Origin of the sequence: Paracoccus bogoriensis (genome assembly GCF_019431455.1) — a bacterium.
Taxonomy (GTDB): domain Bacteria; phylum Pseudomonadota; class Alphaproteobacteria; order Rhodobacterales; family Rhodobacteraceae; genus Paracoccus; species Paracoccus bogoriensis.
In genome coordinates, this window is record NZ_JAHYSR010000011.1 from 76,503 (window position 1) to 90,833 (window position 14,331).

16 protein-coding genes are annotated in these 14,331 nt (G+C 67.6%); 7 read left to right on the forward strand and 9 right to left on the reverse strand.

Features of this window, described 5'->3' with window-relative positions:
- Positions 1-4: 4 nt before the first annotated feature.
- From rpiA to KY389_RS07420, 6 genes are all read left to right on the forward strand, one after another.
- Entirely contained in the window at positions 5-772 is a 768-nt protein-coding gene (gene rpiA, locus KY389_RS07395) for a ribose-5-phosphate isomerase RpiA (protein WP_219830249.1), read from the forward strand.
- A complete protein-coding gene (gene gorA, locus KY389_RS07400; RefSeq protein WP_219830250.1) occupies positions 762-2,141 on the forward strand; it encodes a glutathione-disulfide reductase in 1,380 nt (459 codons plus the stop codon). Before rpiA ends, gorA begins: the two co-directional genes overlap by 11 nt.
- 125 nt (positions 2,142-2,266) lie before the next feature.
- Entirely contained in the window at positions 2,267-3,535 is a 1,269-nt protein-coding gene (hflK, locus tag KY389_RS07405; protein WP_219830251.1) for an FtsH protease activity modulator HflK, read from the forward strand.
- On the forward strand, positions 3,535-4,716 hold the full coding sequence (hflC, locus tag KY389_RS07410) for a protease modulator HflC (protein WP_219830252.1): 1,182 nt from the start codon (positions 3,535-3,537) through the stop codon (positions 4,714-4,716). The genes hflK and hflC overlap by 1 nt, the downstream gene beginning before the upstream one ends.
- 167 nt (positions 4,717-4,883) lie before the next feature.
- Positions 4,884-6,455 carry a DegQ family serine endoprotease gene (locus KY389_RS07415; RefSeq protein WP_219830253.1) on the forward strand — a complete coding sequence of 524 codons (1,572 nt, stop codon included), beginning with the start codon at positions 4,884-4,886 and terminating at the stop codon, positions 6,453-6,455.
- A gap of 121 nt (positions 6,456-6,576) precedes the next feature.
- Positions 6,577-6,900 carry a 2Fe-2S iron-sulfur cluster-binding protein gene (locus KY389_RS07420; protein ID WP_219830254.1) on the forward strand — a complete coding sequence of 108 codons (324 nt, stop codon included), beginning with the start codon at positions 6,577-6,579 and terminating at the stop codon, positions 6,898-6,900.
- 18 nt (positions 6,901-6,918) lie between these two features.
- Here the strand turns inward: KY389_RS07420 and KY389_RS07425 are convergent, their stop codons facing one another.
- Complete coding sequence (locus KY389_RS07425; protein WP_219830255.1) at positions 6,919-8,073, reverse strand: alpha-D-ribose 1-methylphosphonate 5-triphosphate diphosphatase; 1,155 nt, start codon at positions 8,071-8,073, stop codon at positions 6,919-6,921.
- A gap of 94 nt (positions 8,074-8,167) precedes the next feature.
- Here KY389_RS07425 and KY389_RS07430 point away from each other — a divergent pair, with 94 nt between their 5' ends.
- The gene (locus KY389_RS07430) at positions 8,168-8,851 is read left to right on the forward strand and encodes a DUF1045 domain-containing protein (RefSeq protein WP_219830256.1); all 684 of its coding nucleotides are present in this window, start codon (positions 8,168-8,170) and stop codon (positions 8,849-8,851) included.
- On the opposite strand, the gene phnN is transcribed toward KY389_RS07430, so the two are convergent.
- From phnN to phnG, 8 genes are read right to left on the reverse strand one after another with little or no spacing between them, the layout of a single operon-like run.
- Positions 8,827-9,357 carry a phosphonate metabolism protein/1,5-bisphosphokinase (PRPP-forming) PhnN gene (phnN, locus tag KY389_RS07435; protein WP_219830257.1) on the reverse strand — a complete coding sequence of 177 codons (531 nt, stop codon included), beginning with the start codon at positions 9,355-9,357 and terminating at the stop codon, positions 8,827-8,829. The genes KY389_RS07430 and phnN overlap by 25 nt on opposite strands.
- Complete coding sequence (phnL, locus tag KY389_RS07440; protein WP_219830258.1) at positions 9,354-10,037, reverse strand: phosphonate C-P lyase system protein PhnL; 684 nt, start codon at positions 10,035-10,037, stop codon at positions 9,354-9,356. Before phnL ends, phnN begins: the two co-directional genes overlap by 4 nt.
- Before the next feature lie 3 nt (positions 10,038-10,040).
- On the reverse strand, positions 10,041-10,799 hold the full coding sequence (gene phnK, locus KY389_RS07445) for a phosphonate C-P lyase system protein PhnK (protein ID WP_219830259.1): 759 nt from the start codon (positions 10,797-10,799) through the stop codon (positions 10,041-10,043).
- Positions 10,796-11,668 carry an alpha-D-ribose 1-methylphosphonate 5-phosphate C-P-lyase PhnJ gene (locus tag KY389_RS07450; protein ID WP_219830260.1) on the reverse strand — a complete coding sequence of 291 codons (873 nt, stop codon included), beginning with the start codon at positions 11,666-11,668 and terminating at the stop codon, positions 10,796-10,798. The genes phnK and KY389_RS07450 overlap by 4 nt, the downstream gene beginning before the upstream one ends.
- Complete coding sequence (locus KY389_RS07455; RefSeq protein ID WP_219830261.1) at positions 11,665-12,270, reverse strand: HAD family hydrolase; 606 nt, start codon at positions 12,268-12,270, stop codon at positions 11,665-11,667. The genes KY389_RS07450 and KY389_RS07455 overlap by 4 nt, the downstream gene beginning before the upstream one ends.
- Entirely contained in the window at positions 12,267-13,334 is a 1,068-nt protein-coding gene (locus KY389_RS07460) for a carbon-phosphorus lyase complex subunit (protein ID WP_219830262.1), read from the reverse strand. The genes KY389_RS07455 and KY389_RS07460 overlap by 4 nt, the downstream gene beginning before the upstream one ends.
- Positions 13,334-13,876, reverse strand: coding sequence for a phosphonate C-P lyase system protein PhnH (phnH, locus tag KY389_RS07465; protein WP_219830263.1), 543 nt, complete (start codon positions 13,874-13,876; stop codon positions 13,334-13,336). Before phnH ends, KY389_RS07460 begins: the two co-directional genes overlap by 1 nt.
- Complete coding sequence (gene phnG, locus KY389_RS07470; RefSeq protein ID WP_219830264.1) at positions 13,876-14,310, reverse strand: phosphonate C-P lyase system protein PhnG; 435 nt, start codon at positions 14,308-14,310, stop codon at positions 13,876-13,878. Before phnG ends, phnH begins: the two co-directional genes overlap by 1 nt.
- Positions 14,311-14,331 lie beyond the last annotated feature (21 nt).

Genomic DNA, 14,331 nt, shown 5'->3' on the forward strand with positions numbered 1-14,331 from the left:
GGACATGGCGCAGGTATCAGAAGTGGATCCGGCCAAGCTGGCGGCGGCGCGGGCTGCCGTGGCGCTGGTGCAGGACGGGATGCGGCTGGGGCTTGGGACGGGCTCGACCGCCAGCGTGATGGTGCGCGAGCTTGCGGCGCGGGCCGAGGCCGAGGGGCTGCGGCTGCGTTGTGCGGCGACTTCCAAGGCGACGGCCGATCTGGCCGAGAATCTGGGCCTGCGGGTCGAGGCGCTGGATGCGATCGGCTGGCTGGACCTGACAATCGACGGCGCCGATGAGGTGGACGGCCAGTTGCATCTGATCAAGGGCGGCGGGGCGGCCCATCTGCGCGAAAAGATCGTGGCGGCGGCGAGTGACCGCATGGTCGTCATCGCGGATCCCGGCAAGGTAGTCGAGACGCTTGGCGCTTTTCCCCTGCCGGTCGAGGTTCTGGAATTCGGCTTCGAGACCACGCGCAAGCTGATCCGGCGCGCGCTTGAGGGTCTTGAGCTGGGCGGGCGCGACGTGATGCAGCGCCTGCGCGGCAGCGATCCGGTGATCACGGATGAGGGCAACCTGATCCTGGACCTGCATCTGGGCGAGATCCCCGATCCGGTCGCCCTGGCGCGCGCGCTTTCGGCCATTCCCGGCGTGGTCGAGCACGGTCTGTTCCTTGGCATGTGCGATCTGGCGATCATCGGGCGGCCCGATGGCGGCGTGACCGAATTGTCGCGCGAGGCCGATCTTGATGCCGACATGCTGGCGGCCGAGGGGGACCGGGATGGCGTTTGACTATGATCTTTTCGTCATCGGCGGCGGTTCGGGCGGCGTCCGGGCGGCGCGGATCGCGGCATCCGAGCATGGCGCCCGGGTCGGTCTGGCCGAGGAAAGCCGTCTGGGCGGCACCTGCGTCATCCGCGGCTGCGTGCCCAAGAAGCTGATGATCTTTGCCTCGCAAGCCCGGCTGATGACCGAGGAAATGCGCGGCTATGGCTGGGAGGGCGCCGAGGCGGGCGCCTTCGACTGGTCGGTCTTTCGCGCCAAGCTGGATGCGGAATTGTCGCGGCTTGAACTGGTTTACCGCGCCGGGCTGACCCGCGCCGGCGTCGATATCCATGATCAACGTGCCGTTATCGCGGATCATCACACGGTCGAGCTGGCCGACGGCACGCGCAAGACTGCGCGTCATATCCTGATCGCCGCTGGCGGTCGGCCCAGCAAGATCGGCATTCCGGGCGAGGAGCTGGCGCTGGTCTCGGACGATCTGTTCGTGATGGATGCGCTGCCGCGTCGGGCTCTGCTGGTCGGAGGGGGCTTCATTGCCTGCGAATTCGCCACGATCCTGGCGGGCCTGGGTGTCGAGACGGTGCAGGTCTATCGCGGCGATGCTGTCCTGCGTGGCTTCGACCGCGAGGCGCGCGATCTGGCCACGCTGCAACTGAGCCAGATCGGTGTCGATCTTCGACTGGGCACGACACCCACGCGGCTGGATCGTGAGGGCGACAAGATCCGTGTGCGTTTCGAGGATGGAACGGACGAGCGTTTCGACACGGTCCTCTTCGCCACCGGTCGGATCCCCTACACCGCCGGTCTGGGCCTTGAGAATACCGAGGTCCGGCTGAAGCCCAATGGCGCGATCGAGGTCGATGAATGGTCGCAGACCTGCGTGCCCTCGATCTTTGCGGTGGGGGATGTGACCGACCGGGTGAATCTGACTCCGGTGGCGATCCGCGAGGGACATGCCTTTGCAGATACCGTCTTTGGCGCAAGGCCGCGCAAGGTGGATCATTCGCTGGTCGCCAGTGCCGTCTATCTGCGCCCCCACGAGGTCGCCAGCGTCGGCCTGACCGAAGAGCAGGCGCGCGCCAAGGGACCGGTCGATGTCTATGCGACGCAGTTCCGGCCGATGCGTTCGGCCTTTGCCGGCAGCGACGCCAAGGTGATGATGAAGCTGTTGGTCGATCCCTGCACCGACAGGGTGCTGGGCTGCCACATCTTCGGCCCCGAGGCAGGCGAGATGATCCAGCTGGCTGCCATTCCCATCGGCATGGGCGCGACCAAGGCGCAGTTCGATGCCACCATTGCGGTCCACCCCACCGCCGCCGAGGAATTGGTGACAATGCGCGTGCCCACGCGGCGTCATGCGGAGATTGCGGGCTGACGATCGCGTGTGCGCGGCCCTCTGCCGCATCGGCGGGGGGCTGTCGCGGGGCTGCGAGGGTTGACATTCCGGCCCCATTCCCCAGTTTTCAGACAACGGAAATTCCAAGGAAAGAAGGTCTGCGGATGGCAAATCAGGGGCCCTGGGGCGGAGGCGGTGGCGGGAATGGCGGCGGCCGGGATGAGGGGGGGCGCGACAGGCGTCCTCCGGCCGGGCGGCCATGGGGCAGCCCACAGCCGCCGAGCGGTCAGAAACCGGGCCGGGGCGATCAGCAGATTCCGGAAATCGAGGATCTGATGAAGAAAGGCCAGGAACGCCTGCGCGTCCTGATGGGCGGCGGCGGGGGCGGTGGTCCTGCTGGTCCGGGCCGGGGCCGGGGCGGTCCAAATTTCTCCATGAACCGCTCGACGCTGGCGGTTGTGGGGCTTGTGGCGCTTGGCCTTTGGGCGGCGGCCAGCTTCTATCGGGTCCAGACAAACGAATTGTCGGTCGAGTTCCTGTTCGGTCGCGCCGTCTCGGTCGGGACCGAGGGTCTGAACTTTGCCCCTTGGCCCGTGATGCGCGCCGAGGTGGTGCCCGTCACGAACGAGCGCGTCACCGAGATCGGGACCGGCCGCGCCGGACCAATGGACAGCGGTCTGATGCTGACCCGCGATCAGAACATCGTGGACATGGAATATCAGGTCGTCTGGAATATCCGCGATCCGCAGATGTTCCTGTTCAATCTGGCCGATCCCGCCGACACGATTCGCGCAGTGTCGGAGTCGGCCATGCGCGACATCATCGCACGCAGCGAACTGGCGCCGATCCTCAACCGCGACCGTGGCGCCATCGCCACCGACCTGCGCGAGGCGGTGCAGCGGACGCTGGACGAATACCAGTCGGGCATCAATGTCGTCCGGGTCAACCTTGACCGTGCCGACCCGCCCGCCGAGGTGATCGACGCCTTCCGCGAGGTGCAGGCTGCCCAGCAGGAACGCGACCGGCTGGAAAACGAGGCCGATGCCTATGCCAACCGTGTTCTGGCCCAGGGCCGCGGTAACGCAGCGCAGATTCTGGAACAGGCCGAAGCCTATCGCGCCGAGGCGGTCAACACCGCCGAGGGTGAGGCCTCGCGCTTCAACTCGATCTATGAGGAATATGTCAGGGCGCCCGACGTGACCCGTCGCCGGATGTATCTGGAAACGATGGAGCAGGTTCTGGCCGACGTGCAGAAGATCATCCTGGGCGAGGGCACGGCAGGATCGGGTGTGGTGCCCTATCTGCCGCTTGACCAGTTGCGCAGCGGCGCAGTGCCGCCGCAGCAGAACCGCAATCAGCCCGGACAGGCGCAATCCGGCCTGACCGGCACGCAGCCCGCAATGGGCGCCGCGACCACCGGAGGGACGAACTGATGGCCCGCAGATTCTCGCTGACCACGATCGCGCTTCCGGCGGTCTTTGTTGCGGCCGTCGTGGCGGCTTCGTCTCTCTACATCGTGGATGAACGTGAAAAGGCGCTTGTGCTGCGTCTGGGTCGTGTTGTCGATGTGCAGGAAACGCCGGGGCTGAATTTCCGCGTGCCCTTCCTTGACAATGTGGTCAAATACGACGCGCGCATCCTGGGCCTGCCCACCAGCCCGCTGGAGGTCACACCGCTGGACGATCGCCGTCTGGTCGTGGACGCCTTCGCGCGCTGGCGCATCACCGATCCGGTGCGCTTCCGTCAGGCGGTGGGGACGGGTGGCATTCCGGCCGCGATGTCGCGGCTGGAACCGATCGTCAGCGCCGCCATCCGCGAGGTTCTGGGCTCGGTTCCCTCGACGGCGGTGTTGTCGGATGACCGGACGGTGCTGATGAATCAGATCCGCAACGAGGCGCGCAACAATTCGGGCGGGCTGGGGATCGAGATCATCGACGTGCGCCTGACCCGCACCGATCTGCCCGAGCAGAACCTGAATGCGACCTATGCCCGGATGCGGGCCGAACGGGAACGCGAGGCCGCCGACGAGATCGCTCGCGGTGGCGAGGCCGCGCAGCGCGTCCGCGCCGCCGCCGATCGGACCGTGGTCGAACTGACCTCGGAGGCGCGGCGCCGCGCCGAGATCATCCGAGGCGAAGCCGACGCGCAACGCAACGCGATCTATGCCGATGCCTTTGGCCGCGACCCCGAGTTCTTTGCCTTTGTCCGCTCGATGACTGCCTATGAGCGGGCGATGATCGGCACGGGTGCCGCGATGGTCCTGTCGCCCGAGGGTGAATTCTTCACCTACCTGCTCGATGACGGCGCGGATCGGGCCAACCCGCCCTCGGTCCCCGTGCCGCCGGGCAATTCGGCCGCCGAACGGCGCAGTTACGAAAGCGAAGCCAGCCAGGAGGATGAGCTGGTCGAGCCCGTGATCACTGACCGCGAGGGCAATCCGCTGGGGGAATCGGCCGGCGTAAGGTTGACTCCCGTGCCGGAAAGCCTGACCACCCCGCCGCAGGAGCCGTCCGAGATCATCATGCCCGATGCGGTCGAGGATGGCGGCAACGCCCCGGCGGCGGCCCCGGCCGAAGCGCCCACCGAGGCGCCGGCAGAAGCGCCCGCGAATTGAGGACAGGAATTGAATGGGCGGGGATTACCCCGCCCATTCTGCAACAGAAATCACAATCTGTTCACAACCCGAGAGCGTGGATTTCTTGCAACTGATCCCCAGATCAGGATCAAATGCGAAAACGGCAGCGGGATAAAAGCCCCTGCCGCTCAATTGAGAGGTTGTCCATGAGATCGCTTTCGCCCCGCCACCTGCTGACCGTCTCGGTCCTTGCCCTTGGTCTTGGTCTGGGCGCGCCTTTCGCGCAGCAATTGATCGAACCGTCCGAAGCCGAAGTTTCGCCGCAGGTCAGCCAGCAGGCGCAGGATGCTGCCGATGCGAATCAGCCGCTTGGCGCCGAGGCCGCGGCCACTGCGGGATCGCAGGTGATGCCGGGCAGTTTCGCCGATCTTGCCGAACAGGTCTCGCCCGCGGTCGTGAATATCACCACGACCTCGGTCGTATCGCAGCCGACGGGTGGCTTCGGTGGACCGCGGTTCCCCGAAGGCAGCCCCTTTTCCGACCTGTTCCGCGAATTCGGTTTTCCCGGACCTGACGGCCTGCCCCAGCGCCGCGGCCCGCAGCGTTCGACCGCGCTCGGCTCGGGCTTCGTCATCTCGCCGGACGGCTACATCGTCACGAACAATCACGTGATCGAGGGCGCCGACCAGATCGAGATCGAGTTCTATTCCGGCAAGCGCCTGCCTGCGACGGTGGTCGGCACCGACCCTTCGACCGACATCGCGCTGCTCAAGGTCGAAAGCGAAGAAGCGATCCCCTTTGTGGGCTTTGGCGACAGCGACACGGCGCGCGTGGGGGATTGGGTTCTGGCACTGGGCAACCCGCTGGGCCAGGGCTTTTCTGCATCGGCGGGCATTGTCTCGGCGCGCAACCGAGAATTGTCGGGCTCTTATGACGATTACCTTCAGACCGATGCGGCGATCAACCGCGGCAATTCGGGCGGCCCGCTGTTCAACCTCAAGGGCGAGGTGATTGGCGTGAACACCGCGATTCTCTCGCCCAATGGTGGCTCGATCGGAATCGGGTTCTCGATGGCGTCGAATGTCGTATCGCAAGTCGTTGATCAATTGAAGGAATTCGGCGAAACTCGGCGCGGCTGGCTGGGCGTGATGATCCAGGATGTCAGCGACGAGATGGCCGAGGCGATGGGCATGGACGGCACGCGCGGCGCCATGATCACCGAGGTTCCCGAGGGCCCGGCCCGCGATGCCGGCCTTCGGGCGGGCGATGTCATCCTGTCGTTCGACGGAACCGAGGTCAACGACACGCGCAGTCTGGTGCGACGCGTGGCCGAGGCGCCGGCGGGCGAGACGGTCGATGTCGTGGTCATGCGCGACGGTGCGCAAGAGACCGTGCAGGTGACGCTTGGCCTGCGCGAGGAAGCCACCGGGCGCAGTCGTCCCGGCGGAAGCCCTGCGCCCGAGGATCAGGGCGAGACCGAGATGCTGGGCCTGAGCCTTGCGCCCCTGACGCCCGAGACGGCGGCCGAACTTGGCCTGTCGTCCGATGCGCGGGGTCTGGTCGTGACCGGGGTGGACCCGCAAGGTCCGGCCGCCGACAAGGGGCTTGCTGCCGGGGATGTCATCACCGAAGCCGCACAGCAGCCCGTCGCCTCGATCGCGGATCTGCGCGCCCGGGTGGACGAGGTGCGCGAGGCGGGACGCCGCTCGATCCTGGTCCTGGTCCGGCGCGAGGGCGCTCCGCGCTTCGTTGCACTGGCGCTGGACCCGCAAGACTGAAGCGCGGCCTTGTCGGGCTTGCTGCAACATCGGGGCGGCCCGCCGGGCTGCCCCTTTTCATTGGTGGGGCGATATCCTAACTCGGACCAGACCAAGGGATGAACCAGGGGACAGGCGAGAGATGGCGAAGATCACCTATATCGAACATGACGGCACACGCCACGAGGTCGATGTGCGGCCCGGCATGACGGTGATGGAGGGCGCGCGCGACAATGGCGTCCCCGGCATCGATGCCGATTGCGGCGGCGCCTGTGCCTGTTCGACCTGTCACGTCTATGTCGCCGCCGACTGGGTCGAGAAGCTGCCCGCCCGCGATCCGATGGAAGAGGACATGCTGGATTTCGCCTGGCAGCCCGACCCGGTGCGCTCGCGCCTGACGTGTCAGATCAAGGTCACCGAGGATCTTGACGGGTTGGTCGTCGAACTGCCCGAGCGTCAGATCTGATAGCAACGGGCGCGCGCGTCAGCCGACGCGCCGCCCCTGCACCCAGACCCCGCGCACCGCGCCCGTATTGATGCCGCTGCCCGCGATGCGGGTGACGCGGATCACGTCTGCGCGCGCGCCCACGGCCAGCCGACCCCGGTCATGCAGATCGACCGCGTCGGCGGGCGCATGTGTGACCGTGCCGATTCCCCGCGCCAGATCGCCCCACAGATCGCCCAGCATCAGCGCCGCCGACAGCAGCGCCGAGGGCACGTAATCGGACGACACGATGTCCAGCAGGTCCGCCTCGGCCAGCACGCTGGCGGCGATGTTGCCGCTATGCGACCCGCCCCGGATCAGGTTCGGCGCACCCATCATCACCTTGATGCCATGGGCATGACAGGCGCGGGCGGCTTCGATCGTGGTGGGGAATTCGGCAAAATGGCAGCCGTGGCGGGCGCTGACGGCCACCTGGTCCTCGGTCGTGTCGTCATGGCTGGCCAGCACCGCGCCATAGCGGCGTGCCTCGGCCACGGCGGCGGCCTCATGCGCCTCGCCCACGCGGTCGCGCAGGGCCTGCTGTTCGGCGACATGCTCGGCGAATTCGGCCTCGGACAGACCCGCCTTGCCGATGACGTAATCGCGCAACTTGCTGACATCGCGGAACTGGCGCTGGCCGGGCGTGTGATCCATCAGGCTGACGATGCCGACCCGGTCCAGAGGCCCGAACTTGGCCATTTCCTCGATCAGGGTCTGGGAACAGATCTCGGCGCGCAGATGCAGGAAATGGCTGATCCGCAGCGCGGCGCGGGCGCGCAGGTCAAGGATCTCGTCGGCCAGGGCGCGGGCATATTCGCCATAGCCCGCATTGTTCGAGGTGATGACCGACCCCACCCGCAGCGCGTCGAACACCGTCGTGATGCCAACGCTGCACAATTCGGCGTCATGGGCGATGATGGCGGCTTGATGGGGCCAGTCCACGCGGGGGCGAGGCTCGATATGGCGTTCCAGATTGTCGGTGTGCAGTTCGATCAGGCCGGGCATGACCAGATCGCCGTCGCAATCCAGCGCGCCGTGCGGGATGTCGCGGCCGCGCCCGATGGCGGCGATCCGGCCCTCGCGCAGGACCAGGTGGCCGTGAAAGCTCTCATCCGGCAGGACCAGAAGGGCATTGGCAAGGATCGTGTCGGTCATGTCGATTTCCGGTCTTGAGGCTGGGTGTCGAAGGGGGTGAATTGGCAGAGTTCTGTCACAGGGATGTGACGATCCGGGGTTAAGGCGGGCCATCATGACCGAATTTGCACGATATGCCATCTACTACGCCCCGCGCGCGGGGGAATTTGCCGATGCCTGCGCGGCATGGCTGGGCTGGGACATGCAGGCGGGTCGCGCCGTGGCGCAGCCCGATCTGCCGGGCCTGCCGCGCCCTTTGGCCGAGTTGACGCGGGCCCCGCGCAGATACGGCTTTCACGGCACGATCCGCGCGCCTTTCCGCCCCGCTTGCGACGAGGCCCGCCTGATCGAAGCGGTCGAGCATTGCGCCGCATCGCTGACGCCGCTTCATTGCGGGGCGTTGGCTCTGACCGATCTGCACGGTTTCCTGGCGCTGTTGCCCGAGGGTTGCGACAAGGGACTGCGCGCCTTGGGCGAGGCCGTGATTCGCGCGACCGACTCGCTGCGTCTGCCGCTGACCAAGGCCGAGATTGCCCGCCGCCGTCCCGACAGCCTGACCTCCCGTCAGCGCGCGCTGCTGGAGCGGTGGGGCTATCCTTTCGTGATGGAGGAGTTCCGCTTTCATCTGACGCTGACCGATCAGCTTCTGCCGGGCGAGGGCAGAGCGCTCATCCCGGTGCTGTCGGACTGGCTGACGCCGGTCCTGCCGCGCCGCTTCGCCATCGAGGATCTGTGCCTTGTGGCCGAGGATCGCGCGGGGTACTTCCATCTGCGTCACCGCGCCGCCCTGTCGGGCTGAAGCGCGTCCAGCAACCGCGCCACGCCGGTTTCGGGATCGGCATCGTTCATCACCGTCAGATGGGGGACGCCGGGCGGCATGGCAAAGCCTGCCCGCGCAAGGCGCCCGGCGATGTCGGCGGCATCCTCGCGCCCGCGCAGGGCCAGACGCTGCGCCAGCAGCCCCTCGGGCGCGGTGATCAGGACCACGCGCAGACCGGGCAGGCACGCCATGGCTTGCGGCAGGGCTGCGCGGCTGCCGTTGAAGATGACTGGCCCCGGCCCGTCAAGCTGATCGCGTGGGATGCCGTAGGAAAGTCCATGCGCCTGCCAGTCCAGCGCGAAGCGGCCCGCGCGGCGCATGGCGGCGAATGCCTCGGGCGTGACGCCCTCGAAATCCTCGCCCCCGGCCTCGGTCGGGCGGGTGATGACGCGCCGTGCCAGCCGCAGGTCGGGCCGCAGCGCCCGCGCGCCCTGGATCAGCCGATCCTTGCCCGCTCCGGATGGGCCCACCACCGCGACGATCATGCCGCGCGTCCCGGCGTGCAGGCGGTCACATCGACCAGCCGGTCGCAGACCCGGTCGCGCGCGGGCGCGTCGTGAAAGATCCCCAGGATCGCCGCACCGCGGGCCTTGGCTTCCTCGATCAGGGTCAGGACGACCTCGCGGTTCAGGGCGTCGAGGCTGGCCGTCGGTTCATCCAGCAACAGGCAGGGGAAGGGATGGACGAAACCGCGCGCGATGTTCACGCGCTGCTGTTCGCCCCCCGAAAAGGTCGTGGGCGACAGGGACCACAGCCTGCGCGGGATATTCAGCCGCCACAGCAGGCATTCGGCCCGGGCACGTGCCTCGGCTTCGGGGGTGCCAAGCGCGCGCAGAGGCTCGGCCACGACATCGACGGCGGGAACGCGCGGCAGGACGCGCAGGAACTGGCTGACATGGCCAAGCGTCTCGCGGCGCAGGCGGGTGACGGCGCGAGGTTCGGCGCCGACCAGTTCGGTTCCGGCGATGCGGATGCTGCCCGCGCCCGCAAGGTAATTGCCCTGGATCATCCGCATCAGCGTGGACTTGCCTGCCCCCGACTGGCCGACCAGCCCCACACATTCGCCCGGACCCACATGCAGGGACGCCCCCGCCATCACGGGGATGACGGTGCCGCCCTGATTGTGCAGCGTGAAGGATTTGGAAAGGTTCTCGACGCTGATCACGGTTCACACCTGAAGCACGGATGAGACAAGAAGCTGTGTATAGGCGTGCTGCGGATCGTCCAGCACCTGATCGGTCAGGCCCTGTTCCACCACCCGACCCGATTTCATCACCATCAGCCGGTCCGCCAACAGGCGCACCACCGCAAGGTCATGCGTGACGATGATCACCGACAGACCCATGTCGCGCACGAGGCCGCGCAGCAGGTCCAGAAGCCGCGCCTGCACGCTGACATCCAGCCCGCCGGTGGGCTCGTCCATGAAGACCAGACGCGGCCCCGTCACCAGATTGCGCGCGATCTGAAGCCGCTGCTGCATCCCGCCGGAAAAGGCCGTGGGGCGGTCGTCGATCCGGGTCTGGTCGATCTCGACCCGGTCCAGCCAGTCGATGGCCTGCGCGCGGAGCCGCCCGTAATGGCGCGCGCCGGTGGCCATCAGCCGTTCGCCCACATTCGCGCCCGCGCTGACGCCCATGCGCAGCCCGTCGCGTGCGTGCTGATGGACATAGGCCCATTCGGTGCGCGCCAGCCGCCGCCTTTCGGTTTCGGCCATGGCCAGCACGTCGCGCCCGTCATAGGTGACGCGCCCCGCCTCGGGGCGCTGATGCCCGGCCAGACAGGACAGCAGCGTGGACTTGCCCGAGCCGCTCTCGCCGACGATGCCCAGCACCTCGCCCGGCCACAGGTCGAAGCCGATGCCGGTGCAGCCGATCCGCGCGCCGTAGCGCCGTTCGAGGCCCCGGACGGACAGGATCGGCGCGCTCATGCCGCAGCCCCCTTGTTCCGGCCCGCCAGCCGGCCGGCATGGCCCGCCCGCACGCGGCCTGCGCAGAAATCGGTGTCCGAGCAGACGAACATCCGCCCCCCGCGATCATCGGTGATCACCTCGTCCAGATAGCTGTCCGAGGCGCCGCAGAGGTCGCAATCATGGTCGGGCTTGCTGGCCTCGAAGGGGTAATCGTCGAAATCAAGGCTGACCACCTGCGTATAGGGCGGCAGCGCATAGATGCGCTGTTCGCGGCCCGCGCCGAAAAGCTGGATCGCAGGGCAGTCCGACAATTTGGGATTGTCGAATTTCGGGATGGGCGAGGGGTCCATGACATAGCGCCCCTCGACCTTGACCGGATAGGCGTAAGAGGTCGCGATCTGGCCGTGCCGGGCGATATCCTCGTAAAGCTTCACATGCATCAGCCCGTATTCCTCCAGCTCGTGCATCTTGCGGGTCTCGGTCTCGCGCGGTTCGAGGAAACGCAGCGGTTCGGGGATCGGCACCTGATAGACCAGCACCTGATCTTCGGTCAGCGGCGTCTCGGGGATGCGGTGGCGGGTCTGGATCAGGGTCGCCTCGCGCGTGGCTTGGGTCACGGCGACGCCTGCGGTGCGCTGGAAGAACTTGCGGATGCTGACCGCGTTCGTCGTGTCATCGGCGCCCTGGTCGATGACCTTCAGGCAGTCGTCAGGCGTGAGGCAGGCGGCGGTCAGCTGCACGCCACCCGTGCCCCAGCCATAGGGCATCGGCATCTCGCGGCTGGCGAAGGGCACCTGATAGCCGGGGATCGCCAGCGCCTTGAGGATCGCCCGGCGGATCATGCGCTTGGTCTGTTCGTCGAGATAGGCGAAGTTGTAATCGCTCATAGCAGGCCCCGTTCGGTCAGATCGGCCTCCAGCGCCTGAGGCGTGGTGAAGTGATGGGCCTGCATCCCCGCCGCCTGCGCGCCCGCGACGTTCCTGGGGCCGTCATCAATGAACAGGCATTCAGCCGGTGCGACCCCGGCACGCTGGCAGAGCGTTTCGAAGATGCGCGGATCGGGCTTGATGATCCCCTCTTGTCCCGAGACGACCGTGACGCCGAAGGCTTTTGCCAGACGCGGATGGGTCGCAAGGCCGATGGGCCATGTCTGGGCCGACCAGTTGGTGATCGCATGGATGGCAAACCCGCGCCCGCGCAGGCGTTCCATCAGCGCCCATGACCCCTCGATCGGTTCGCGGATCGAGGCCGCGTGCCCCTCCAGATAGGTCAGGAACAGCGCGCGGTCATCGGCATCGGGAATATCGCGGGCGAGGTCAGCAAAGGTCTCGCCTCCGTCGGCGCGCAGGTTCAGGCTGAAGAAGTCGATCCGCGCCAGAAAGGCATCCACCGCCGCGCGGTCGGGCAGGGCGGGCAGAAAGGCCGCATGGGGATCCCACCGGACCAGCACGTTGCCGATGTCAAAGACGATGGTGGTCAGGGCGGTCATGGCTGGGCCTCTTGCGCTTCGGCCCGCAGGCGTCGGACCAGTTCCAGTTCGGCCTGGAAATCGACGTAATGGGGCAGCTTGATATGTTCCAGAAATCCGGTCGCCTGGATGTTGTCGCAATGGGACAGCACGAATTCGGCATCCTGCGCCGGGGCGCCGGTGAAATCCTCACCCAGTTCCTGCCAGCGCAGCGCGCGGTCCACCAGGCTGACGGCGATGGCCTTGCGTTCGGACTGGCCCATCACCAGCCCGTAGCCGCGCGTGAACTGCGCGGGCTCGGTCCGCGAGCCCTTGAACTGGTTCACCGTCTCGCATTCGGTCAGCTCGATTTCGCCGATCTCGATGGCAAAGCCCAGTTCGGGGACATCCATCTCGACCGGGACGCGGCCGATCCGCAATTCGCCGACAAAGGCATGGGTGCGCCCATAGCCGCGCTGCGTCGAATAGGCCAGCGCAAGGGTAAAGCCCTCATCCGCGCGGGCCAGCGCCTGAAGCCGCAGCGCGCGGCAGGCGGGCAGTTCCAGCGGCTCGCGCGTCAGGTCGGGGGCGGGCGTGTCATCATGGGGGACAGGCTCGATCAGCCCGTCGCGGTCGAGGATCGCGGTCACATGCGGAACCGGCGCGGTGTCGGGTGCGGCCAGCGGGGCCGGGTCGATCGCGGCCTGATCCGCGAAATCCAGCAGCCGGTGCGTATAGTCGAAGGTGGGCCCCAGAACCTGCCCGCCGGGCAAGTCCTTGAACGTGGCCGAGATGCGCCGGTCCACGGCCATCGCACCGGTATCCACCGGGCGCGAGGCGCCGATGCGCGGCAGCGTGGTGCGATAGGCCCGGATCAGGAACACGGCCTCGATCAGGTCGCCCCGCGCCTGCCGGATCGCCAGCGCGGCGAGGTCGGGATCGTAAAGCGAGCCCTCGGCCATGACCCGGTTGACGGCCAGTGCCATCTGCTCGCGGATCTGGGCGACCGACATCAGGGGCAGGGCCGGGTCGCCGCGCCGTTCCTCGGCCAGCCAGGCATGGGCATTGTCGATGGCGCGCTCGCCCCCCTTGACGGCGACATACATCAGGCGGCCTCCACGCGGGTGCTGCGGGGCAGGCAGGCCAGCCGGTCGCCGCAGGTGAAGACGAAATCCAGCCCCATCGGGAACAGGGCGCGGTTCGCGCGAAAGGGCGCGATGGCGGGCAGGGACAGGCTGGCATGGCCCCGGATGCCCGGCCCGGTCAGGCGGGGGCCCTCTGCGTCCAGCCGGTCCAGTTCCACGATCACCATGGCCGAGCGGTCAGGATAATCGGGCAGGCCCACGGGCAGCAGGTCCAGCGGCAGATCGGGCCAGCGCCCGACGGCGATACTGGCGCCTTCGGGGCCGGTCAGCGGGCTGCCTGCGTGAAATTGCAGCCAGGGCGCAAGTCCGGGCAGATCACCGGCCAGATGCAGCGGCGTCGTCGGATCGGCCAGCAGCAGCAGCACGCTGCCCGCCGCGGGCCCAAGCGCGGGCGGCTGCGTCAGGTTCAGGCGCTGGATCGTGCCGGGGCGCGCCATCGCCTGCATCAGCACGCGAAAACCGCGCGAGGACTGGATTGGGGGATCGGCAAGGCCGGGGATCATCAATCCTCTCCTCGTTGCAGGGTGAAGAACTCGACGCGGGTGGCGGCGGCGCGGGCGGCGCGGGCCTCGCGCGCGGATTGCGCCTCAAGGCGCAGCGTCTCGATCAGCGGCGCATGGGCGGTAGGGTCGGTCTGCATCAGCGCATCCAGCGCGGCGGCGCGGGTGGCATGGGCGTGGCTGCGGCCCTGGACATGGCCGTGCCCCTCGGTCCCGCAGGGCAGGCGCAGGGCGCAGCGCGTCACTGTCATCTCGCCGATATTGAAGGGCGCGCCGGTCGCGCTGATGCGGCCCTGCACCATGACCGTGCCGGTCTCGGGTGCGCGCAGCCATTCATGCGCCGGCAGGTCCGGAAGCAGCGCCGCCAGTCGCTCGGGCGCGGATTTCGCCAGGATGGACAGCCAGTCGCGGCGTTGGGGAAGAGCAGAAGCAGACATCTTGCCGGTCGGTCCATTTTA